The sequence below is a fragment of the Paraburkholderia bannensis genome (assembly GCF_014200455.1).
GTDB lineage: Bacteria > Pseudomonadota > Gammaproteobacteria > Burkholderiales > Burkholderiaceae > Paraburkholderia > Paraburkholderia bannensis_A.
The window spans coordinates 1-21,475 of record NZ_JACHBW010000025.1 but is presented as its reverse complement, the minus strand read 5'-3'; the positions used below and the strand labels follow the sequence as shown (position 1 = coordinate 21,475).

The following is a 21,475-nucleotide window of genomic DNA, read 5'->3' as shown; positions in this document are numbered from 1 at the left end:
CTCACGCCTTTTGTTCCTGTTGCGCGATCCGCCCCGGCACACCGCCGATCGAACCCGCGCCCATCGTAATCACCACGTCGCCGTCGCGAACCACTGCGGCCAGCGCGTCCGGCATCTCATCCACTGTCTCGATAAACACCGGCTCGACCTTGCCCGCTACGCGAATCGCGCGCGCCAGTGCACGGCCGTCCGCTGCGACGATCGGCGCTTCGCCGGCCGAATACACATCGGTCAGCACCAACGCATCGGTCGTCGACAGCACGCGAACGAAATCCTCGAAGCAATCGCGCGTGCGCGTGTAGCGGTGCGGCTGGAACGCCAGCACGAGACGGCGGTCCGGGAATGCGCCGCGCGCCGCGGCAATCGTCGCCGCCATTTCCACCGGATGGTGGCCATAGTCGTCGATCAACGTGTAGGTACCACCGCCGTTGACCGGAACTTCGCCATAACGCTGGAATCGACGGCCCACGCCGTTGAATTCGGCCAGTGCGCGCTGGATATCCTCGTCCTTCACTTCGAGTTCAGTCGCAATCGCGATCGCCGCGAGCGCGTTCTGGACGTTGTGATCGCCCGGCAGGTTCAGCACGATATCGAGCGGTGCTGCATCTTCGCGCATCACCGTGAAATACATCTTTCCGTCGCGCGCGACGGCGTTGACGGCGCGCACCTGCGCGTCGGGCGCGAAGCCGTAGCGGATGATCGGCTTCGAGACGAATGGCAGGATTTCCTTCACGTTCGGATCGTCGACGCAGAGCACGGCGATGCCGTAGAACGGCAGACGATGCGTGAATTCGATGAACGCCTGCTTCAGGCGCGCGAAATCGTGCCCGTAGGTGTCCATGTGATCGGCGTCGATGTTCGTGATGACTTCGATCACCGGGAACAGATTGAGGAACGAGGCGTCCGATTCGTCGGCTTCCGCGACGATGAAGTCGCCCGTGCCCAGACGCGCGTTCGCGCCCGCGCTGATCAGACGCCCGCCAATCACGAAAGTCGGATCGAGCCCGCCCGCCGCCAGCACGCTTGCCACCAGCGAGGTGGTCGTGGTCTTGCCGTGCGTGCCCGCGATGGCGATGCCTTGCTTCAGGCGCATCAGCTCCGCGAGCATCACGGCGCGCGGCACGATGGGAATGCGGCGATGGCGCGCGGCCAGCACTTCGGGGTTGTCGCTGCGTACGGCCGTGGACACGACCACGGCATTCGCGCCTTCGATGTTCTCTTCGGCATGGCCGATCGCGATGCACGCGCCAAGCGCGGCGAGGCGGTCGGTGACCGCGTTCTTCGCGAGGTCCGAGCCGCTCACGTGATAACCGAGATTGACGAGCACTTCGGCGATGCCGCTCATGCCCGCGCCGCCGATGCCGACGAAATGGATATGTTTGACGATGTGTTTCATTGCTTTCCTCCCGCTGCTACGCCCGCCGCGGCCGCGCAGATGCGCGCGACCTGTTCGGCGGCGTCGGGTTTTGCGAGCGCGCGGGCGCGCTCTGCCATTTCTGCCAGCGATTGCCGGGTTTGCTGCCTGAGCCAGTCTGCGAGCACGTCTGCCGACAACTCGCGCTGCTGTACCACGCGCGCCGCGCCCGCTTGCGCGAGGAACGCCGCGTTGGTCGTCTGGTGGTCGTCCACCGCGTAGGGGAACGGCACGAACAGCGCCGCCACGCCCACCGCCGCGATTTCCGCCACCGTCATCGCGCCCGAGCGGCAGATCACGAGATCCGCGTTTTCGTAGGCGCTCGCCATATCGTCGATGAAGGGCACGAGTTCTGCCGCTTCACCCGGCTCGATACCGGCTTCCTGATAGTTCTGACGCAGCGCGTCGATATGCTTCGCGCCCGCCTGATGCACGACGTGCGGACGCTCGCCCGGTGCGAGCTTCGCGAGCGCGCGCGGCACGACTTCGTTGAGCGCCGCCGCGCCCAGGCTTCCGCCCACCACCAGCACGCGCAACGGACCGCTGCGCTGCGCGTAGCGATCCCTGGGCGAGACAACGTGTTCGAGTTCGGCGCGGATCGGATTGCCGGTCCACTCGCCGTTGGGCAGTGCGCCGGGGAACGCCACCAGCACGCGCTTCGCGAGTTTCGCGAGCACCTTGTTCGCCAGACCCGCGATCGAATTCTGTTCGTGCAGCACCAGCGGGCGGCCCGACAGCGCGCTCATCACGCCCGCCGGGAACGTGATGTAACCGCCCATGCCAAGCACCACATCGGGCTTTACGCGACGCAGCGCCGCGAGGCTCTGCGTACACGCACGCAGGAGGTTAACGGGCAACATCAGCTTGGTCTTGAGGCCTTTGCCGCGCACACCGCCAAAACGCACGTATTCCATCGCGATGCCGTGCTTCGGCACGAGCGTCGCCTCCATGCCCGCGGCGTTGCCGAGCCACACCACGCGCCAGCCCCACTCCTGCATGCGATGCGCCACGGCGAGCCCCGGAAACACATGTCCCCCGGTACCGCCGGCCATCACCATGAGCGTGCGGGTTTGCGAAGCGGTCATACCTTGCCCCCGCGCATCAGCACACGATTTTCATAATCCACACGCAGCAACAGCGCCACCGCAACACAGTTCAGCAAAATGCCCGAGCCCCCGTAGCTCACGAGCGGCAGCGTCAGGCCCTTGGTCGGCAACAGGCCGAGGTTCACGCCCATGTTGATGAAGGCCTGCGCGCCGAACCACACGCCTAGCCCCTTGGCGACCAGCCCCGCGAAGGTGCGGTCGAGTGCGAGCGCCTGACGGCCGATCTCGAACGCGCGGCGCACGATCCAGTAGAACAGCAGGATCACGACCATCACGCCCACAAAGCCGAGTTCCTCGCCGATCACGGCCAGGATGAAGTCGGTGTGCGCTTCGGGCAGGTAGTTGAGCTTTTCCACGCTGCCGCCCAGACCCACACCGAACCATTCGCCGCGCCCGAACGCGATCAGCGAGTGCGTGAGCTGATAGGCCTTGCCCTGCGCATAGCGGTCGTCCCACGGATCGAGGTAGGCGAAGATCCGCTCGCGACGCCACGGCGAGAGCCACACCAGCATCGTGAAGGTGCCCACTGCGGTGAGCACGAGCCCGCCGAACAGCTTGCCGTTCACACCGCCGAGGAACAGCACGCCCATCGCGATCGCGGCGATCACCATGAACGCGCCCATGTCCGGTTCGAGCAGCAGCAGCGCGCCCACCACACCCACGGCAAAGGCCATCGGCAGGAAGCCCTTGGCGAAGCTGTGCATGTATTCCTGCTTGCGCACCGTGTAGTTCGCCGCGTAGATCGTCACGGCGAGCTTCATGATTTCCGACGGCTGCATATTCGTGATGCCGAGCGGAATCCAGCGGCGCGCGCCGTTCACGCCCTTGCCGATGTGCGGAATCAGCACCACGACGAGCATCGCCAGCGCGATCAGAAAGAGCTTGGGCGCGTAACGCTCCCACACCGACACCGGAATGCGGAACGCGATTACGGCGGCAACCGCTGCGACCACGAGCGATACGAGGTGGCGCGCGAGGAAGGCCCAGTCGCGGTACGCGGCGTACTTGGGCGAATCGGGCATCGCGATCGAGGCCGAATAGACCATCACCACGCCCAGGCCCAGCAGCGCGATCACGGCCCACAGCAGCGAGTAGTCGTAATCGAGCATGCGCGAGCGCCCGGGGCGCGCGCCGTTGACCGCGCTCGAAATGCCGCCCACGCGCGCGCTGGACGAACCCAGCGAGGTGCCGTGATCAGCAGATCCACCGCTCGCTTCGCGAGACAGACGCGCGCCGAATCGTTCGGACCAGCTCATATCGTCGTCCCCCGTTCTGCGGCGATGGCCTCGACCGTGTCGCGGAACATGGCCGCGCGGTGTGCGTAGTTCTTGAACATGTCGAGGCTCGCGCACGCGGGCGAAAGCAGCACGACGTCGCCGGGTTCGGCGAGCGTGGCGGCCGCGTGCGTGGCTTCTTCGAGCGTGGCGTGATCGGTGAGCGCGATGCCCGTGCTTTCGAGCGCGGCGCGAATCTTCGGTGCGTCGCGGCCAATCAGCATGACCGCACGGCACCAGCGCGCCACGGGTGCGGTCAGCGGATCGAAATCCTGGCCCTTGCCGTCGCCGCCCGCGATCAGCACCGCGCGCTGCGCGAGGCCGTCGAGCGCCGCCACCGTCGCGCCTACATTGGTGCCCTTGCTGTCGTCCACGAAATCGATGCCGTCGATCGTGGCGATCAGTTCGACGCGATGCGGCTCGCCGCGATAGTCGCGCAGGCCATGCAGCAGCGCGGCGGGCGACAGGTCGATCGCGCGCGCGAGCGCGAAGGCCGCCAGCGCATTGGCCGCGTTGTGCAGGCCGCGAATGCGCAGCGCGTCGACCGGCATCAGGCGCTTCATGCCGAGATTGACCGGCGCGGCGTCGAGCTGCTTGCGCCGGCGCGCGGAAACCGGTTCGTCGACGGCGTCGCGGTCGTGCGCCTGCACCAGCCACTGCATGCCGTTGTCGCGCGAAACACCGTAATCGCCATCGCGCTGCGGCTCGTTGACGCCGAACGTCACCACGCGCGCCTCGCCGCTGTCCTTCACGCGCGCGAGCGACATCACGCGCGCGTCGTCGCGGTTGAGCACGCGCACGGTCTGCGCGCCGAAAATGCGGCCCTTCGCGGCGGCGTAAGCGTCCAGACCGCCGTGCCAGTCGAGGTGATCCTGGGTGATGTTGAGCACCGTCGCCGCGTCGGGCGCGAAGGTGTGCGCCGTTTCAAGCTGGAAGCTGGAGAGTTCGAGCACCCAGACGTCGGGCAGCGCGGTGTTGTCGATCGCTTCGGCGAGTTTGTCGAGCATCGCCGGGCTGATGTTGCCCGCCACCGCGACGGTCTTGCCCGCGCGCTCGCAGAGCATGCCGGTAAGGCTCGTGGTGGTGGTCTTGCCGTTGGTGCCGGTGATCGCCAGCACCTTCGGAGCGTAGCCGCTTTCGCCCAGATGACGCAGCGCCTGAGCGAACAGTTCGAGTTCGCCCCAGACTTCGATGCCCTGTTCGCGCGCGGCGGCGATCAGCGGCACGAGATCGTCGGCCAGCGGCGACAGCCCCGGGCTGATCGCGACGATTTCCACGCCTTCGAGCAGCGCTGTCGAAAACGCGCCGCCGACGAAATGCGCGGGATCGATGCCATGTTTGGCGAGTTCGGCAAGACCCGGCGGCGTCGCGCGCGTGTCGGCGATACGCAGGCGGCAACCTTGCCGCGCGCACCAACGCGCCATCGCGAGACCCGATTCACCGAGTCCCAGCACGAGCACCATCGGCTTTTGCCGATCCCGAAACTTCTCGCCAAACATTGCTTGCTTTCCTAAAGAGGCAAAGTGAAAAACGGCGCGTCGATCAACACAAATTCAACGCAAATTCGACGCAACATCAACGCAACTTCAGCGTCGACAGACCGATCAGGCACAGCATCAGCGTGATGACCCAGAAGCGCACGACCACCTGCGTTTCCTTCCAGCCCGACAGCTCGAAATGGTGATGCAGCGGCGCCATCTTGAAGATGCGCCGGCCTTCGCCAAAGCGTTTTTTTGTGTACTTGAACCAGGTGACCTGCAGCATCACGGAGAGCGTTTCCGCCACGAAAATGCCGCCCATGATGAAGAGCACGATTTCCTGACGCACGATCACGGCGATGGTGCCAAGCGCCCCGCCGAGCGCCAGCGCGCCCACGTCGCCCATGAACACCTGCGCGGGATAGGTGTTGAACCAGAGGAACGCCAGCCCCGCCCCGCCCATCGCCGAGCAGAAGATCAGCAATTCGCCCGCGCCGGGAATGTGCGGAAACAGCAGATATTTCGAATAGACCGAGCTGCCCATCACATAGGCGAACACGCCCAGCGACGCGCCCACCAGCACGACCGGCATGATCACGAGACCGTCTAGGCCATCGGTGAGATTCACGGCGTTGCTTGCGCCGACGATCACGAAATACGTGAGCGCGATGAAGCCCCACACGCCCAGCGGATACGTCATCGACTTGAGGAACGGCAGCAACAGGTCGGCGCGCGCGGGCAGGCCCATGGACAGACCGCTGCGCACCCAGGCCATGAAGAGGTCGAACACGCGCACGTTATTCGCTTCGGACACGCTAAAGGCGAGATACACCGCCGCGAACAGACCGATCACCGACTGCCAGAAATACTTCTCACGCGACGACATCCCGCGCGGGTCCTTGTAGACCACCTTGCGGTAATCGTCGACCCAGCCGATCGCGCCGAAACCGAACGTGACCAGCATCACGATCCAGATGAAACGGTTCGAGAGATCGCCCCACAGCAGCGTGGCCACGGCGATGCCCAGCAGGATCAGCACGCCGCCCATGGTGGGCGTGCCGGATTTCACGAGGTGGGTCTGCGGGCCGTCCGTGCGCACGGCCTGCCCGACCTTCATTTCGGTGAGCTTGCGAATGACCCAGGGCCCGAGAAAGAGCCCGATCGCCATCGCGGTGATGGTGGCCATCACCGCACGAAACGTCAGATAACTGAACACGCGCAAGAAGCTTGCGTCATTCTGCAGCCATTGCGCCAGCGCCAGTAGCATGCCTTGATTCCTTGGAAATTCAGTGTGCGCCGGACGCTGCGTCCGGTGCCGTGGGTTGCGGGTTCGTGAGAGCGGCGACAACTCGCTCCATCTGCATGAAGCGCGAGCCTTTCACGAGAATCGTGGCGCCAGAGCCGTAACCGGCGCCGGCGAGTGCGCGAACCAGCTCGCTGACATCGGCGGCATGCAACGCGTTTGCGCCGAATGCCGCCGAGATGTCGCGTGCTGCCGCGCCAAGCGTGTACAGCGCGTCGATGCCGCGCTCCTTCGCATAAGCACCCACCTCGCGGTGGAACGCGGGGCCGTCGTCGCCGACTTCGCCCATGTCGCCGAGCACCAGCACGCGCGGCGAATCGTGCGAAGCGAGCACGTCGATGGCCGCGCGCACGGAATCGGGGTTCGCGTTGTAGGTGTCATCGATCACCGTAGCGCCTGCAAGTTCCGCAAGCGCCGCGCGTTTTACCTGCAAACGGCCCTTTACCGGTTCGAATGCTTCGAGACCGCGACGGATCGCTTCGAGCGATACGCCGGACGCAAGCGCCGCAGCCGTTGCCGCGAGTGCGTTGTGTGCGTTGTGTGCGCCGAGCACCTTGAGTTCGATTTCGAGGTGGCCTTCGGGCGTGGCGACAGCCAGACGCGAGCCGATGAGCTTGCCCGTCACCGCCGCATCGACTGCGCGTTCATCGGTGTGCAGCGCGAAGTCGAGAATCTGCGAGCCGGTTGCGGCCACGCGCCAGATGCCCGCGTAAGCGTCGTCGGCGGGAAACACGGCCGTGCCTTCGGGCTTGAGCGCGTGAATCACGCTCGCGTGTTCGAGCGCGACGGCTTCCACCGTCGCCATGAATTCCTGGTGTTCGCGCTGCGCGTTGTTCACCACGGCCACGGTCGGCTCAGCGAATTTCGCGAGCAGTTCGGTTTCGCCGGGATGATTCATGCCGAGTTCGACGACGGCCAACTGATGCGCCGCGCTCAAGCGCAGCAACGTCAGCGGCACGCCGATGTCGTTGTTCAGATTGCCAGCCGTCGCCAGACGCGCGTGCTCACCCACCGCAGCAGCGAAGATCGACGCGATCATTTCCTTGACCGTGGTCTTGCCGTTGCTGCCGGTGACGGCCACGAGCGGCATCGCAAAACGACGCCGCCAGCCGAGCGCGAGCGCACCCAGCGCCATGCGCGTGTCGTCCACGCGCAGCGCGGGAACGCGCCAGTCGCCGGGGCTGCGCGAGACGAGCGCCGCGCTCACGTGACGGGCCGCCACTTCGGGCAGGAAGTCGTGCGCGTCGAAACGCTCGCCCTTGAGCGCGACGAACAGGTCGCCGGGGCCGGTCGTACGGCTATCGGTGGAGATGCGCTCGAAGGTCGCGTTCTCGTCGCCGAGTACGCTTGCGCCGGGAATCAGCGCTGCCGCTTCGCGCAGGGAAAGCATTGTCATTCACCGCCTCCGCGCCCATGCCGATCGGAAGTCGGACGGGCTGCGAGGGCAAGGCGCGCGTGGTCCTGATCGGAGAATGCGCGCTTCTTGCCCATGATTTCCTGGGTTGCCTCGTGCCCCTTGCCGGCCAGCACGATGACGTCTTCTTTGGCCGCGCCGCGCACGGCCTGCAGGATCGCGCTGGCGCGGTCCTCGATGCGGCGCGCCTTGTCCGGCTCGCGCATGCCGCCGACGATCTGGTCGATGATCGCGGCCGGCGCTTCGCTGCGCGGGTTGTCGCTCGTCACGACGGTTTGATCGGCCAGACGCTCGGCGATCGCGCCCATCAGCGGGCGCTTGGTGGCGTCACGGTCGCCGCCGCAGCCGAACATGCAGATCAGGCGGCCGCCGCGCGCCGCCGCGATCGGGCGCAGTGCGTCGAGGGTCTTTTCGAGCGCGTCGGGCGTGTGCGCATAATCGATCACGACGAGCGGTTCGTCCTGATCGACGCGGCCGCCCAGACGCTCCATGCGGCCGTTGACCGGCTGCAGTTTGGCGATTTCGTTGAGCGCGGCGAGAAGCGGCACGTTCGCCGCCAGCAGCGCGCCCAGTACGCCGAGCAGATTGCTGACGTTGAAGAGGCCGAGCGTCTGCACTTCGATATTCGCTTCGCCCCAGTCCGACGTTTCCAGATGGAACGCGGTGCCGGTTGCGGTAGCGCGCACGTCCTTCGCGCGCAGCCAGGCGTCGGCGACCGGCGCGTCGGCGGCGGGCGTCTCGATGCAATACGCAATCGTTCGCGCCGCGCCGCGCGTGGCTGCGATCAGGCGGCGACCCGCTGCGTCATCGGCATTGATGACGGCGGCGCGCAGGCCCGGCCACGCGAACAGACGAGCCTTCGCGGCCTCGTAGGCTTCGAAGGTGCGGTGATAGTCGAGGTGGTCCTGCGTGAGATTCGTGAAGACCGCGACGTCGAACGAGGTGCCGTTGACGCGGCCCTGATGCAGCGCGTGCGACGACACTTCCATCGCCACCGCCTGCGCGCCCTGCTGGCGCAGTTGCGCGAGCGAGCGTTGTAGTTGCGGCGCGTCGGGCGTGGTGAAGCCGGTATGAACGAGCTGGCCGACAAAGCCACTGCCCAGCGTGCCGACGATCGCGCACTTCTGGCCAATGGCCGAGAGCGCCGCCGCAATCCACTGGCTGCACGAAGTCTTGCCATTCGTGCCGGTCACGCCGACCACGAGCATCGCGTCGCTCGGATCGCCGTACCATCCGCTGGCAATTTCGCCTGCGAGCACGTCGAGTTGCGGCACGGCCAGCGCGTTCTGCGCCTGGCTGAAATCAAACGAGCCGGCATAGCCTTCCGGCTGATACAGCACCGCCGCCGCGCCGCGCGCGAGCGCGCTTTCGATATGCGAGCGGTTATCCGCGCCTTCCACGGCGTAGGCGAGAAATACATCGCCCGGCTGGAGCGAGCGGGTATCGGCGTGCAGATTGGCTGCGGGCGAGGTCGGCGAAACGCGCGCGCGCAGCCACGCGAGTGCGTCCGCGATCTGCCGTTGCGCGGGATGCTGGGTGCGCGTGGCGCTCATCGGACGACTCCGGGTCGGGTTTTGGCGTTATCGGCCACGGTCATGTGGTGCGCGCCGGCCGGGGCCTTGACGGCGCCGGCGTTGGCGACCCGCTTCGCGGGCGCGGCTTTCGGCGCATTCGAGCTTGCATTCGAGGGCGCATTGGCGACGACAGGCGCGGAAGCGCTGTCGTCGGACACGACGAGCTGCTTGACCGGCATATCGGGCGGAACGTTGAGCGAGCGCAGCGTATCGCCGACGATGCCCGAGAACACCGGGCCCGACACCGCGCCGCCAAAGTGGCTGCCGGCGGTCGGTTCATCCACCGTCACGGCGACAACGATGCGCGGATTCGGCATCGGCGCCATGCCGACGAACGAGGCGCGGTACTTCGAGCGGTCGTAGCCGTGCGGGCCGTGCTTGTACGCCGTACCGGACTTGCCGCCCACGCGGTAACCGGGCACCGCGGCGTCGGGCGAAGTGCCCTGCTTCGACACCACGCTCTCCAGCATCGTGCGCACTTCGCGCGCGGTGTTGGGCGCGAACACCTGGGTGCCGACCACGGGTTGATCGTCGCCCGGATGACGGAAGATCGACACCGGCAGGATCTGGCCGTCATGCGCGATGGCCGTGTAGGCGCGCGCAAGCTGGAACAGCGACACCGACAGGCCATAGCCGTACGACATGGTCGCCTGCTCGATGCGGCGCCAGCTTTTCCACGGACGCAGGCGCCCGGGCGCCGCGCCGGGGAACCCGACCTTCGGCGCTTGCCCGAGACCGATGCTGGTGTACATGTTCCACATTTCTTCGGGCCGGAGCGTCATCGCGATCTTGGTCGCGCCGATGTTCGACGACTTCTGGATCACGCCGCCCACGGTGAGCACGCCGAAACCGGCGTCGTCGGTGATCGTCGCGCCGTCGAGGGTGAAATGGCCCGCGCCCGTATCCACCAGTGTAGTCGGCGAGACGCGGTGCAAATCGAGGGCCAGCGACACCGTGAACGGCTTCATGATCGAGCCCGGCTCGAACACGTCCGTCAGGATGCGGTTGCGCAGCTGCTCGCCGGTGAGGTGCGAGCGGTCGTTCGGGTTGTAGGTGGGATAGTTCACGAGCGCGAGCACTTCGCCCGTGCGCACGTCCACCACCATCGCCGCGCCCGCCTTGGCCTTGAACTTTTCAACCGCGGCCTTCAGGTTTGAATACGCGATGTATTGAATCTTGCTGTCGATCGACAGTTCGACGTCCTTGCCATCGTGCGGCACGACGGTTTCATCCACATCTTCGATGATGTGCCCGATACGGTCCTTGATGACGTGGCGAATGCCCGGCACGCCCGCCAGAATCTTCTGGTCCGAGAGTTCGACACCTTCCTGGCCCTCGTCTTCTACATTGGTGAAGCCGATCAGGTGGGCAGTGACGTCACCTTCCGGATAGAAACGTTTGTATTCGTTGCGCTGATAGATTCCCGGAATGTCGAGCGCAGTGATTTGCTGAGCGACGTCGAGCGGCACCTGACGCTTCACGTAGACAAAGGTCTTGTCTTCCGAGAGCTTTGCGCGCAGGTCCTTGTTCGACATATCGAGCAGCTTGCCGAGCTGATTGAGCTTGTCCGCGCCGAGATCGTCGGGCACGGCTTCGGGAATCGCCCAGATCGCGCGCACGGGCAAACTCGTCGCGAGCACGAGGCCGTTACGGTCGAGAATCTTGCCGCGCGTGGCGGGCAGTTCGATAGTGCGCTGATAGCGGCTTTCGCCCTGCTTCTGATAGAAGGCGTTGCCCGGTCCCTGAATCCAGAACGCGCGCGCAGCCAGCGCGACGAACGCCATGAACAGCATGAAGACGACGAGCTTCGAGCGCCACATCGGCAGGCGCACGGAGAGGATCGGATTGGCGCTGAAGGCGACGCTCTTGCGGCTGTTGCCCTTTTTCATCGCGTGCCTCCACGGCGGCCGTTGGCGCTGGCCGGGGCCGACGCCGTTGCAGGCGCGGAAACAGGCACAGGCGCGTCCACTGCGGTGGCCGCGCCAGGTGCGAGCGTCAGATATTGCGTGCGTCCGGTCGTCACGGGCTGCATCTTGAGCGAATCGGTAGCGAGCTGTTCAACGCGCGACGTCCGTGACAGCGCGCTCTGCTGATATTGAAGCTGCGCGTAGTCCTGCTGGAGCTGACGCTCCTGCGACTGCGCGCGTTGCAACTGGATGAAGATCTGCCGCTGCTGATTGGTGGCGTTCACGACCGACAACGCGCAGCCCATGACGACGATCAGCAGGAAGATGTTCAGGCGATTCATGGCGTGATGCGCTCCGCAATGCGCATCACGGCCGAACGGGCGCGCGGGTTCGCGGCGACTTCTTCGTCGCTGGCGAACACGCGGCCGAGCAGCTTCAGGGGCGGACTGGGCAGATCGACGGCACGAATCGGCAAACGGCGGTCGATTGCCGGCGTCGTGGCGTTAGCCTGCATGAACCGCTTGACGATACGGTCTTCCAGCGAATGAAAGCTGATGACCACGAGCCGCCCCCCCTGTTCCAGCAACGACAGTGCTGCTTCTAGAACGACCTGCAGCTCCGCAAGCTCTTGATTGACGTGAATCCGTATAGCTTGAAAGGTGCGGGTTGCCGGGTCCTTACCCTTCTCACGGGTTTTGACGGCGTTAGCCACGATTTGGGCAAGCTCGCCCGTGCTGTCGAGAGGCCCGAGACGGTCGGACTCTGCCCGGCGAGCAACAAGCGCCTTTGCAATCTGAAAAGCAAACCGTTCTTCCCCATAATCTCGAATCACCTCCGTCAGTTCCTGCAACGTGGCCCGCGCGAGCCAGTCGGCTGCGGACTCGCCGCGCGTCGGGTCCATCCGCATGTCGAGCGGACCATTGGCGCGGAAGCTGAAGCCGCGCTCCGGGTCGTCGATTTGCGGCGACGACACGCCCAGGTCCAGCAAAATCCCCGACACACGCCCTACCCCGCGCTGCGCCATGGCGTCGCGCAGTGAAGCAAAACTTTCGTGCACGATCGAGAACCGCGCGTCGCCCACCTGTTCGGCAGTGGCGATCGCCAGCGGGTCCTTGTCGAACGCGATCAGCCGGCCGCCTTCCGCAAGCCGGCCAAGCACGGCGCGGCTGTGGCCGCCGCGCCCGAACGTGCCGTCCACGTAGACGCCGTCCGCGCGCGTCACGAGCGCATCGACCGCTTCATCGAGCAGCACCGTGCGATGCTGCAATCCTTGTCCCATCGCAGATGCCATAGCGTTTTTAACCCGCGATCAGAACGTGAAATTCTTCAAGGCGTCGGGCATGCCCTGAGCCATCGCCGCCTGTTCCTTCGCGGCGTAGGTCTGCGCATCCCACAACTCAAAATGACTACCCATGCCAAGCAGCATGACTTCCTTTTCCATTCCCGCTGCAAGACGTAATTCAGGTGAGACGAGCACGCGGCCCGCGCTGTCGACATCGACATCGGAGGCGTTGCCGAGAAAGATGCGACGCCACCAGTGCGCGTCCATCGGCAAGGCGGCGACTTTGGCACGGAACACTTCCCATTCGGGGCGCGGAAATAGCAACAGGCAGCCGTCCGGGTGCTTGGTGATCGTCACCCGGCCTTCTGCCTGTTGTTGTAGCGCGTCCCGATAGCGCGACGGAATCGACATCCGTCCTTTCGCATCGAGTGTCAGCGCCGACGCCCCCTGGAACAATTTGCTCCCCTCTCGCGGCGTCGTTCGCCGCCCGTCTAAATCTCAGGAAATTTACCCGAATACATCTTTGAAATCACACAAAAATACACTTTCTCACACTGTCTCCCACTTTAGAGGAAGGCCTTTCGAGGGTCAAGGTGGGCCGCACGTTTTTTGACGAAATTTATCCGCTAGAACAAGGACTTAGCGGCACCTGTTCAAGTCGGCGCTAAAACCAAAAAACGTTATGAATGAACGAGCTAACGAAGGTTGTGAAGGTGATACGTGAAATGCGCGGTGAAAAGCGCGATGGTGCGGGGGCTTGGGAGGGATTAAGAGAGGGGGAAATCGCAGACCGGCGAAGCATACCGGTCCGCGTGAGCATCTCAAATTGAAGCTTAAATATAGTAGGCAGTTCGGGTCATCACTTTCGATGCCGCGCGCATCAGCGAGCGCACCGGCAACGGCAATTCGATACCGCCGAGGTCCGTGGCCGACTTCGCGTGAGCGATCTCGTCGGTGCGCATCTGTTCGACGATCGCTCGCGATTCGAGGTCGGCGGGCGGCAGCGCGTCGAGGTGGCTATCGAGGTGGTGTTCGACCTGGCGCTCGGTTTCGGCCATGAAGCCCAGGCTCACCTTGTCGCCCAGACGCCCGGCCGCGAGACCGATTGCCAGCGCGCCGGCGTACCAGAGCGGGTTGAGCAGGCTCGGGCGCGAATCGAGCGCCTGGAGCCGACGCGCGGTCCACGCGAGATGGTCTTCTTCCTCGCGCGCGGCCTGCTCGAACGAAGCCTTGAGCGTGGGCGAACGCGTCGCGAGTTTCTGCGCCTGATAAAGCGCCTGCGCGCAGACTTCCCCAACATGATTCACGCGCATGAGACCGGCGGCATGCGAGCGCTCGGCGGGCGTGAGTTCGCCGGGCGGCGACGCCGCGACCGAACCGCCGGTGGCGGCGGCAGCGTCGGCGGTTGCGACCTGCGCGGACAGCGCGTCGGGAGAAGGTTGCGGCATCGGCCGCGACATGCGCGACACGCCAGTAATCGAGCGCAGACCGCGATCGAATTCGGTAATCAAATCGTCAAACGTCATCCAGCCTTCCTCCATGCGCACGGCGAAACGGGTCGAAACGGGCCACATGAATGGCCCGCTCGAATGGACCGCCTGAAGCGCCGCTCAAAGGCCGACCGACCGGCCGTTCAAAGTCGCTACAGGAACACGCGCAGGCCCGTCAATAAGGGGCTGCGCCGATATCCAGGTGCATATTCTAGACCATGTTGTGTAAACGAAACAGGTACTTAGGTGCACCAGGCTTTTCCTTTGTCGCCCCTAACCCTTTTGTTACATTACATGCCAACTTCTCGCGAAGTTAGCAGGCAAGGCCACCGCAAGACAAATAAATAGGCCTTGTTAAAAAGATGCATAAGAGCAGTAAAACACTGGAGATCATTCAATGAAGAAGTCGCTTCTCGCGCTCGCCGCGATGGGTGCGTTTGCGGGCGTCGCCCACGCTCAGAGCAGCGTCACGCTGTACGGCATCATCGACGAAGGTTTCAACATCAACACGAACTCGGGCGGCAAGCACCTGTACAACCTGTCGAGCGGCGTCCTGCAAGGCAGCCGCTGGGGTCTGCGCGGTGCTGAAGACCTGGGCGGCGGTCTGAAGGCGATCTTCGTGCTCGAAAACGGTTTTGACGTCAACAACGGCAAGCTCGGTCAGGGCGGTCTGATGTTCGGTCGTCAAGCCTATGTGGGCCTGAACAGCTCGCAGTTCGGCTCGGTCACGCTGGGTCGCCAGTACGACTCCGTGGTCGACTACGTTGGCCCGCTCGAAGCCGGCGACCAATGGGGCGGCTACATCGCCGCTCACCCGGGCGACATCGACAACTTCAACAATGCGTACCGCACCAACAACACGGTCAAGTACACCAGCGCCAACTACGCTGGCCTGACGTTTGGCGGCACGTACAGCTTCGGCGGCACGGCGGGCGACTTCTCGCACAACCAGATCTTCTCGGTTGGCGCAGGCTACAACAACGGCCCGCTGTCCCTCGGCCTCGGTTACCTGAACGCACGTACGCCGGCAGCATCGGGCGGCCTGTTCAACGACGGCGGCACGGCTGCTGCGGCCAATGCGGCTGTGGCCTCGCCGGTCTACTCAGGCTTCACGTCGGCCAACACCTACCAGGTGATCGGCGCAGGCGGCGCCTACACGTTCGGCGCAGCGACGTTCGGCGTCACGTACTCGAACATCCGCTTCGCGAACCTGGGCTCGACCTACGCGCTCGCCGCTTACAAGGGCCAGTCGGCAACGTTCAACAACGCCGAAGTCAACTTCAAGTATCAGCTGACCCCGGCCCTGCTGGTCGGCGCTGCCTACGACTACACGCGCGGCGTGTCGATCAACGGCGGCTCGCGCGCCCAGTATCACCAGGGTGCAGTCGGCGTCGACTACTTCCTGTCGAAGCGCACCGACGTCTACATCACGGGCGTCTACCAGCACGCTCTGGGCGACACGATCAACGCCCTTGGCGAAACCGTTCCAGCGACGGCCGGCATCAACGGCCTGACCGGTTCGTCGAACCAGAACCAGTTCACGGCGCGCGTTGGCATCCGCCACAAGTTCTAAGAAAAACAGCCGTTTCAGTCTCAGGGGCGCCTTCGGGCGCCTTTTTTCTTTTCTGCGGGCGAGTTGTCGGCGTGGAGCAACAAAGCCGCCAAAAGAAAGAAAAAGAAAGGCCCACCCTCACGGGCAGGCCTTGGCTCTTGCTGGGCGAGACGCCTTCGCGCCGGGCGGCTTATACGCGACCGTCGCGCAGTTCGCGGCGCAGGATCTTGCCGACGTTGCTCTTCGGCAGGTCGTTGCGGAATTCGATGAGCTTCGGACGCTTGTAGCCGGTCAGCTGCGTCTTGCAATAGTCGAACACGTCCTTGTCGGTGAGCGCCGGGTCCTTGCGCACGATATAGAGCTTCACTGCCTCGCCCGAGTGCTGGTCGGGCACGCCGACCGCCGCCACTTCGAACACGCCCGGCAGTTTCGCGACCACGTCTTCGACTTCGTTCGGATAGACGTTGAAGCCCGACACCAGAATCATGTCCTTCTTGCGGTCGACGAGCTTCACATAGCCGCGGGTGTTCATCACGCCCACGTCGCCGGACTTGAAGAAGCCGTCGGCGGTCATGACCTTCGCCGTTTCTTCCGGACGCTGCCAGTAGCCCGCCATCACCTGCGGGCCGCGAATGCAGATCTCGCCCGCTTCGCCCACCGGCAGTTCGTTGCCGCTATCGTCGCGGATCGAAATTTCCGTGGACGGCAGCGGCAGGCCGATAGTGCCCGTGTACTCGGTCGCCGTGGTCGGATTGCAGGTCACGCTCGGCGAAGTTTCGGACAGACCGTAGCCTTCGACGATCGGCGTCTGGGTGCGCTCGTACCAGCGTTTGGCGACAGCTTCCTGTACCGCCATGCCCCCCCCATTGGCGACCAGCAGATGCGAGAAGTCGAGCTTGTCGAAGTCGGGATGATTGAGGATCGCGTTGTAGAGCGTGTTGACGGCCGGGAATGTCGTGATCGAATAACCGTGCAGTTCCTTGATCATGCCGGCGATGTCGCGCGGGTTCGGAATCAGCACGGCGAGGCCGCCCGTGCGCATCGTCAGCAGCCCGCAGACGGTCAGCGCAAACACGTGATAAAGCGGCAACGCCGCCACCGTCACCGCCTGCTTGCCCTCGGGCAGGCGGGCGAGCGCGGGCTCGGTCCACGCTGCCGATTGCAGGACGTTGGCGATCAGGTTGCTATGCAGCAGCGTCGCGCCCTTTGAGACGCCGGTCGTGCCGCCCGTGTACTGGAGGAAGGCGACGTCGCTGGGCTTCTGTTCGACGGGTTTGAAGCTGGCGCGCGCGCCGCTCGCCAGCGCATCGTTGAATTTCACGTGGCCCGGCAGGCTCCACGCCGGCACCATCTTCTTCACGCGGCGCACGACGAAATTGACGATCAAGCCCTTCGCGCCCAGCAGATCGCCCATCGCCGCCACCACGACGTGCTTCACGCGCGTCTGTGCGATCACGGCCTCAAGCGTATTCGCGAAGTTTTCGAGAATGATGATGGCTTCCGCGCCGCTGTCCTTGAGTTGATGCTCAAGCTCGCGCGGCGTGTAGAGCGGGTTCACGTTGACGACCACGTAGCCCGCACGCAGGATCGCAGCCAGCGCAACCGGGTACTGCAGCACGTTCGGCATCATGATGGCGATGCGCGCGCCGCGTTCGATGCCGCGCGACTGGAACCACGCAGCAAGCCGTTTCGATAGATCGTCGAGCTGGCCGTAAGTGATCGACTTGCCCATGCACGCGAACGCGGGCTTCGAGCGATTGGCGTTGAAGCTCTCCGTGAGCAGCGCCGTGATGGACGCGTATTGGCTCGCGTCGATTTCCGCGGGCACGCCGGGCGGGTACGATTTCAGCCAGACTTTATCCATGCGGCGTCTCCTCCTCAGGTATTTTTCGAATGGTCGTGCTAAAACGCCGATCGTAGCATGCGCCCTGCGCTTTTCTGCCGCGAATCAGCGAGTTAGAAAGCCCCCTCGAAATACGCAGGGGGACGATTTTTCTTTGACAGGTTAAGGGTTTACGCGCGCTCGACTTCGACGAGGCAGTCATAGAACGTCGCCGAGCCGCCCAGATCGGTGAGCGCCTGGCTCGTCACTTCGTTGGCGTTGCGGCCATCCGGCGCGAGCTTTTTCCACCAGATCGACAGTCCAACCACCAGACCTTCACGCGCGCGTTCGGAGACGCGCGCACGCGCACGCATCGAGCCGCGATCGTTGAAAACGCGCACCTGATCGCCATCGGCGATGTTGCGGAGGGCGGCGTCGGCAGGATTGAGATCGACGTGCGGTTCGCCTTCGGTTGCGCGCAGGCTTTCGACATTCACGAACGTGCTGTTCAGGAAGTTGCGCGCGGGCGGCGAGATCATCGCGAGCGGATAACGCGCGGCCAGTTCGGGCGCGTGTTCGGCCGATTCGTACGGCGGCAGATAGTCGGGCAGCGGATCGAGACCAGCTTGCGCGAGCGCCTCGCTGTAGAACTCGCACTTGCCCGTGGGCGTGCGAAAGCCGCCGTTGGCGAACGGCGCATCGGCGATGTCGAGCTTGATCCACGCTTTGTCCTTGAGCGTCGACCATCCCGCCCCGTTGAAAGCGGGATCGCTCCAGTCGAAGGCCTGCGCGGCCACTTCTTCGTCGCTCTCGAACAGCGCCGGCTCGGTCAGCCCCATGGCGCGCGCGATCGAACGGAAGATTTCCGTGTTCGGACGCGCTTCGCCCACCGGCGCGATGGCCGGCAGATTCGCCATGACGTACGTGTGTCCGTAGGACTTGTGAACGTCCAGATGTTCGAGCTGGGTCGTGGCGGGCAGCAGCAGATCGGCGTAATCGGCGGTGTCGGTCTGGAACTGCTCCAGCACGATCGTGAAGAGGTCCGCGCGCGCGAAGCCCGCCGCCACTTTTGCCGAATCGGGCGCAACCGCCACCGGGTTCGAGTTGTAGACGACGATCGCTTCTATTTTCGAGCCGAATTCAGCGTCGCCCATGTTCGTGAGCGCGTCGCCAATCTGGTTCATGTTGACGATGCGCGGCTGATGCTTGGGCCAGCCAGGAATCAGGTCGGGACGCTGCAGCGCGTTCGCGTCGACCGGCGCCCAGCCCGACGACGACAGCAGCACGCCGCCCGCGCGCTCGCGCCATGCACCCGTCAGCGCGGGCAGGCAGGCGATCGCGCGCACCGCGTTGCCGCCGCCGCGCACGCGCTGCAGGCCGTAATTCATGCGGATCGACGCCTTGCGCGTGGACCCGTAGAGGCGCGCGAGATCGACGATGGTCGCCTCTTCGATGCCGCAGATCCGCGCCACACGCGCAGGCGTGTAGGTGAGCGCGCGCGCTTTCAGTTGCTCGTAGCCATGTGTATAGGCGGCGATGTAATCGTGATCGAGCCTGTCTTCGGTGATCAGCACGTGCATCATGCCGAGTGCGAGCGCGCCATCGGTGCCGGGCTTGGGCGCGATGTGCTGATGGCACTTCTCGGCCGTCAGCGAACGATAGGGGTCGATGGCGATCAGCTTGGCGCCGTTGCGCTTCGCTTCCTGCGCACGGGTCCAGAAGTGCAGATTCGAGGCGATCGGATTCGCCCCCCAGATCAGGATCACTTCGCTTTCGGCGAAATACTCGGTGAGCATGCCGAGGCTAGCGCCATAGGTGTAGCGCAGGCCCGCCGCGCCCGCCGCCGCGCAGATCGTGCGATCGAGCCGCGACGCGCCGAGCTTGTGGAAGAAACGCTGCGCGATGCTGTCGCCCTGCACGAGCCCCATGGTGCCCGCGTAGCTGTACGGCAGGATCGCTTCAGGCGCGCGCTGCGCGATTTCCCCGAGACGCGTGGCTGCGATTTCGCAGGCCTCGTCCCAGCTGATCGGCTCAAAACGCCCTTCGCCCTTGGCGCCGACGCGCTTCATCGGCTGTGTCAGGCGCTTGGGATGGTGCACACGTTCGGCGTAGCGGCTGACCTTCGTGCACAGCACGCCTTGGGTGGGCGGGTGGTCGGGATCGCCACTCACTTTGATCGCCCGGCCATTTTCGACGGTGACGCGCATTGCGCAGGTGTCGGGGCAGTCGTGGGGACAGGCTGCGCGGGCATATTCGGCTCGGGCGTTCATGGGATTCGTGTGGCTAGGGGCTATCGATAGCGTGATTTTATTATGTTCGGCGTGCGCCACCGCTGCGTGCCTGGGCGCTTGCCGCGAAAAAAAGGCTTGGGCGTAAAATGGCCTGACGATGCCCGCCGTCAGAAGTGGCGGGCACTCCTATTCTGCGCATATTGTGCAATACGCCAGCCACGAGTCAGCCATGAAACTGATCCCGGAAATCCAGGCCGCCCAGAGCGAAATCCAGGGCCTGCGACGAACGATCCACGCCCATCCCGAATTGCGATACGAAGAGACCCGAACCTCCGAGCTGGTTGCCTCGAAGCTCGCCGAATGGGGTATCGAAGTGCATCGGGGGCTGGGCAAAACCGGCGTCGTCGGCGTGCTCAAACGCGGCAACGGTACACGCTCGATCGGACTGCGCGCCGATATGGATGCGCTACCCATTCAGGAACTCAACACCTTCGATCATCGCTCGCATAACGACGGCAAGATGCACGCGTGCGGACACGACGGTCATACGGCGATGCTGCTGGGCGCTGCGCAATATCTTGCGCAACATGGGCAGTTCGACGGGACGATCGTCTTCATTTTCCAGCCCGCCGAGGAAGGCGGTGCGGGCGCCAAGGCAATGATCAAGGATGGCCTGTTCGAGCGCTTTCCGGTCGACGCGATATTCGGGATTCACAACTGGCCCGGCATGCCGGCCGGCTTCTTTGGCGTGACCGAAGGGCCGATCATGGCTTCGAGCAACGAGTTTCGTATCGATATTAGCGGTATCGGCTCGCATGCCGCGCTGCCGCATAACGGGCGTGATCCGGTCTTTACGGCGGTGCAGATCGCGAATGGGTTGCAGAGCATCATCACGCGCAACAAGAAGCCGCTCGATACCGCGGTGCTGTCGATTACACAGATTCATGCTGGCGATGCCGTCAACGTGGTGCCGAATACAGCGTGGCTTGCTGGCACGGTGCGCACGTTTACGACGCAAACGCTCGATCTGATCGAGGCGCGCCTGCGCAAGATCGCCGAGAGCACCGCCGAGGCGTATGACTGTTCCGTCGAAGTGAGTTTCCTGCGCAACTATCCGCCGACGGTGAATAGCAGTGCGGAAGCGCAGTTTGCAGCAGAGGTAATGCGCGAAGTCGTGGGCGACGATCGTGTCGACGACAAAGTCGAACCGACCATGGGCGCCGAAGACTTTTCGTTCATGCTGCTGGAGAAACCGGGCTGCTACGCGTTTCTCGGCAACGGTGACGGCGGGCATCGTGATGCTGGGCACGGCGTCGGCCCTTGCATGTTGCACAACGCCAGTTATGACTTCAACGACCAACTACTGCCGGTTGGTTCTTCGTACTGGGTCCAATTGGCGACGAAGTTTCTCTCGCAGCAGTGAGTATTGCGTGGTTGTTTAAATGCAAAAAGCCGTCCCTTGTGGACGGCTTTTTTCGTTTGCGCTTCTTTTAGCGCGTATTTTTCCACGCGCGTAAACGCCAGAACCCCGGTTCTCTTTCGGAGACACCGGGGTTCTGGACGTACTGCATAAGGAGCCTGACGATTACCTACTTTCACACGGGCAATCCGCACTATCATCGGCGTGG

Annotated in this window: 16 protein-coding genes; 2 read left to right on the top strand and 14 right to left on the bottom strand. The window is 64.3% G+C overall.

The annotated features are described in order from the left end of the window. Position 1: 1 nt before the first annotated feature. The 12 genes from murC to coq7 all read right to left on the bottom strand — a co-directional run bounded on the left by murC (position 2) and on the right by coq7 (position 14,278). Positions 2–1,396: a UDP-N-acetylmuramate--L-alanine ligase gene (gene murC, locus F4827_RS30270; protein WP_183731556.1), complete on the bottom strand. Its 1,395-nt coding sequence runs from the start codon at positions 1,394–1,396 to the stop codon at positions 2–4. Further along, entirely contained in the window at positions 1,393–2,499 is a 1,107-nt protein-coding gene (murG, locus tag F4827_RS30265) for an undecaprenyldiphospho-muramoylpentapeptide beta-N-acetylglucosaminyltransferase (RefSeq protein ID WP_183731559.1), read from the bottom strand. Before murG ends, murC begins: the two co-directional genes overlap by 4 nt. After that, a complete protein-coding gene (ftsW, locus tag F4827_RS30260; protein ID WP_183731562.1) occupies positions 2,496–3,776 on the bottom strand; it encodes a putative lipid II flippase FtsW in 1,281 nt (426 codons plus the stop codon). The genes murG and ftsW overlap by 4 nt, the downstream gene beginning before the upstream one ends. Next, positions 3,773–5,293, bottom strand: a complete 1,521-nt coding sequence (gene murD / locus F4827_RS30255; RefSeq protein ID WP_183731564.1) for a UDP-N-acetylmuramoyl-L-alanine--D-glutamate ligase — start codon at positions 5,291–5,293, stop codon at positions 3,773–3,775. The genes ftsW and murD overlap by 4 nt, the downstream gene beginning before the upstream one ends. 76 nt (positions 5,294–5,369) lie before the next feature. Beyond that, positions 5,370–6,539: a phospho-N-acetylmuramoyl-pentapeptide-transferase gene (mraY, locus tag F4827_RS30250; protein WP_183731567.1), complete on the bottom strand. Its 1,170-nt coding sequence runs from the start codon at positions 6,537–6,539 to the stop codon at positions 5,370–5,372. 19 nt (positions 6,540–6,558) lie between these two features. Continuing rightward, positions 6,559–7,971, bottom strand: coding sequence for a UDP-N-acetylmuramoyl-tripeptide--D-alanyl-D-alanine ligase (gene murF / locus F4827_RS30245; RefSeq protein ID WP_183731570.1), 1,413 nt, complete (start codon positions 7,969–7,971; stop codon positions 6,559–6,561). Then, the gene (locus F4827_RS30240) at positions 7,968–9,542 is read right to left on the bottom strand and encodes a UDP-N-acetylmuramoyl-L-alanyl-D-glutamate--2,6-diaminopimelate ligase (protein WP_183731574.1); all 1,575 of its coding nucleotides are present in this window, start codon (positions 9,540–9,542) and stop codon (positions 7,968–7,970) included. The genes murF and F4827_RS30240 overlap by 4 nt, the downstream gene beginning before the upstream one ends. Beyond that, the gene (locus F4827_RS30235) at positions 9,539–11,452 is read right to left on the bottom strand and encodes a penicillin-binding protein 2 (protein WP_183731576.1); all 1,914 of its coding nucleotides are present in this window, start codon (positions 11,450–11,452) and stop codon (positions 9,539–9,541) included. Before F4827_RS30235 ends, F4827_RS30240 begins: the two co-directional genes overlap by 4 nt. Beyond that, the gene (ftsL, locus tag F4827_RS30230) at positions 11,449–11,811 is read right to left on the bottom strand and encodes a cell division protein FtsL (RefSeq protein WP_167069465.1); all 363 of its coding nucleotides are present in this window, start codon (positions 11,809–11,811) and stop codon (positions 11,449–11,451) included. The genes F4827_RS30235 and ftsL overlap by 4 nt, the downstream gene beginning before the upstream one ends. Then, entirely contained in the window at positions 11,808–12,761 is a 954-nt protein-coding gene (rsmH, locus tag F4827_RS30225; RefSeq protein ID WP_183731579.1) for a 16S rRNA (cytosine(1402)-N(4))-methyltransferase RsmH, read from the bottom strand. Before rsmH ends, ftsL begins: the two co-directional genes overlap by 4 nt. Before the next feature lie 18 nt (positions 12,762–12,779). Beyond that, positions 12,780–13,208 carry a division/cell wall cluster transcriptional repressor MraZ gene (gene mraZ / locus F4827_RS30220; RefSeq protein WP_028214080.1) on the bottom strand — a complete coding sequence of 143 codons (429 nt, stop codon included), beginning with the start codon at positions 13,206–13,208 and terminating at the stop codon, positions 12,780–12,782. A 377-nt stretch (positions 13,209–13,585) separates the two neighbouring features. Beyond that, a complete protein-coding gene (coq7, locus tag F4827_RS30215; RefSeq protein ID WP_183731595.1) occupies positions 13,586–14,278 on the bottom strand; it encodes a 2-polyprenyl-3-methyl-6-methoxy-1,4-benzoquinone monooxygenase in 693 nt (230 codons plus the stop codon). Positions 14,279–14,639: 361 nt separating this feature from the next. Between coq7 and F4827_RS30210 the strand changes: the two genes are divergently transcribed. After that, positions 14,640–15,815, top strand: a complete 1,176-nt coding sequence (locus F4827_RS30210) for a porin (protein WP_183731582.1) — start codon at positions 14,640–14,642, stop codon at positions 15,813–15,815. Positions 15,816–15,984: 169 nt separating this feature from the next. Here the strand turns inward: F4827_RS30210 and F4827_RS30205 are convergent, their stop codons facing one another. Continuing rightward, on the bottom strand, positions 15,985–17,658 hold the full coding sequence (locus F4827_RS30205) for a long-chain fatty acid--CoA ligase (RefSeq protein WP_183731585.1): 1,674 nt from the start codon (positions 17,656–17,658) through the stop codon (positions 15,985–15,987). 149 nt (positions 17,659–17,807) lie between these two features. Continuing rightward, positions 17,808–19,886, bottom strand: a complete 2,079-nt coding sequence (locus tag F4827_RS30200; RefSeq protein WP_183731589.1) for a molybdopterin-dependent oxidoreductase — start codon at positions 19,884–19,886, stop codon at positions 17,808–17,810. A gap of 190 nt (positions 19,887–20,076) precedes the next feature. On the opposite strand from F4827_RS30200, the gene F4827_RS30195 reads away from it, so the two are divergent. After that, the gene (locus F4827_RS30195) at positions 20,077–21,270 is read left to right on the top strand and encodes a M20 aminoacylase family protein (protein ID WP_183731592.1); all 1,194 of its coding nucleotides are present in this window, start codon (positions 20,077–20,079) and stop codon (positions 21,268–21,270) included. Positions 21,271–21,475 lie beyond the last annotated feature (205 nt).